Source organism: uncultured Campylobacter sp. (assembly GCF_937997595.1).
GTDB lineage: Bacteria > Campylobacterota > Campylobacteria > Campylobacterales > Campylobacteraceae > Campylobacter_B.
Window position 1 is genome coordinate 1 of sequence record NZ_CALKTS010000253.1, and the last position, 2,001, is coordinate 2,001.

1 protein-coding gene and 1 pseudogene are annotated in these 2,001 nt (G+C 37.2%); one reads left to right on the top strand and one right to left on the bottom strand.

Features of this window, described 5'->3' with window-relative positions; all coding sequences use genetic code 11:
* Positions 1–1,156: 1,156 nt before the first annotated feature.
* A pseudogene (locus Q0614_RS08440) lies at positions 1,157–1,396 on the top strand (helix-hairpin-helix domain-containing protein); the annotation flags it as partial.
* Positions 1,397–1,783: 387 nt separating this feature from the next.
* Here Q0614_RS08440 and Q0614_RS08445 read toward each other — a convergent pair.
* Positions 1,784–2,001, bottom strand: a 218-nt coding sequence (locus Q0614_RS08445; protein ID WP_298787992.1) for an EamA family transporter, incomplete at its 5' end; no start/stop codon positions are given.

The window sequence follows — 2,001 nt, forward strand, 5'->3', positions numbered from 1 at the left end:
CTTTGTTAAAATTCCATAACTTTCCATACAATTTTCAATTTAAATTCTATTCCGGTGTCTTTAGCTTATCGCTTTTTTAGCCAATAAATATTGCTTGATAAATTTAAAATTCCATAGCCTTCTTAGAATTTTAGAACCTTCTGTAAATACAAATTTTAAATCTAATCCTCCATCAATATAAAATCTTAAAACTCTGCATTAAATTTGACTTATATTGAGTGAAAAATGATACGGATTGAAATTTTTCTATAATACTTGCTCGTTCGTGTCATTTTTCTATACTATTTTTATAGTTTATGTTCATTTTAAGGAAGTCTTGCAGCGTCGTGAACCTTCTGTTGCGTTTGCTTTTTAACTTCTATGGCGCGATCTTATTCTAACCTCTCTTAGCCTCATTTATGATTTATCCATTCGTTCGTTTTTTAATACATTGCCACGTTTTTATATCTAAATTATAAAGCCACCGGCACTTATAAAGCTTTCTGTATGATTTAAACTAGATGCCAAATAAAGCTTTGGCAAGCGCTGTTACTTAATATAATGAAACGTCCCATAAAAAATCAGTTTAGAAAAAGCATGTCCTACAAAAGCAAGCTTATGAATGCAGCTAAATTTTATTAATACCGTCCGCCCGGCCTCGCACGTAAAGTATCCGTGCCTTTCATAATACCAGCATCCCTTCGCCGTATGCGTCTAGTCTCGTACGTGTAAAGTATCCATGCGCGGCAAGGTAGGGAAAACTATCCTGCTAGCCTTTTATATGATTTAAATCCAAATCCCGTTTCAATGCTTGCGGTATTAAATTTAATATATCTAGCTTTATCCTTTTCGGTCTCCAAAGAGGAGCAAAAAAGCGCTGTTGAATTTAATATATCTAGCTTTATCAGCGCCTATCTGCTTTTTAAGATCAAGCTAAAATTTAACGTATTTATTTAATAAAACGATCGGAGCAGATAAAATTTCAATATATCCACTTAAATTTTATCTCCCTTTAAGCCCGCTGCAAATATAATCCTTACCGTATTGCAAGGTGGCGTAATAGCATATGGGCGCATCCCCTTTTCTAGCGCTGGCGCGGGATAGGTATGCAAAAGCCCTAAATGCTAATAGACGTTTTATTTGGCAATACAAATATTTCAACCTCAAAGGACTTTTAATGAAAAACCTGTTTAAATCCGCATTATTTCTATCGCTTCCTGCTTTTATGTTGGCAGCCGTAAATTTAAATACCGCAAGCAAAGAGGAGCTTATGGCGCTTCCCGGTATCGGAGAGGCAAAAGCTCAGGCTATTATAGATTACCGCAAGGATAATAAATTTAAAGATATCGAGGATATCAAAAACATTAAAGGCATAGGCGATAAAAGATTTGAGCTTATTAAAGATGATCTTGCCGTAAGTGGACATACCGATATAAGCGATCTAAAATCCGTAAAGCAAAAAGCAAGTAAAAAAGCCAAAGATACTATCAAATCTACTAAGTCTAAGGCAAATACCAAGGCGGAAAAAGTAAAAGAGGATATGGACTCTATGGATGAACAGAGTGGTAAAGTAAAAGGCTCTATGGATAAAATGAACGATGATGCTAAAGAAAACGGCTCGTCAAAGGCTTCTGGAAAGAAGGTTAAAAAGAGTAAGTAAGTCGGATGTAGAGGACAAGGTAGGTTCCTGTTGCACAAAAAACAAGCAAGCTCAAGATGTGTTGTTTGTTTAAAGGCTCGGGAGCCTAAACTTAGACTTATTCTAAACTTACCCTTAGAATTTTTAGCAGTAGCGGCGCAACCGTTACTTAAACGCCAGAATCATTACGCCGCCGCCAATGAGCGCTAGCGCGAGCCATTCGCGAAGACTCGGGCGCTCGCCTAAAAATATCACAGCTATGATCACAACGAGCACTACGCTTAGTTTATCGATCGGTGCTACTTGATAGGCTTTGCCGATTTGCAGGGCTTTGAAATACGCTAGCCACGATGCGCCCGTAGCTAATCCGCTTAGTATCAAAA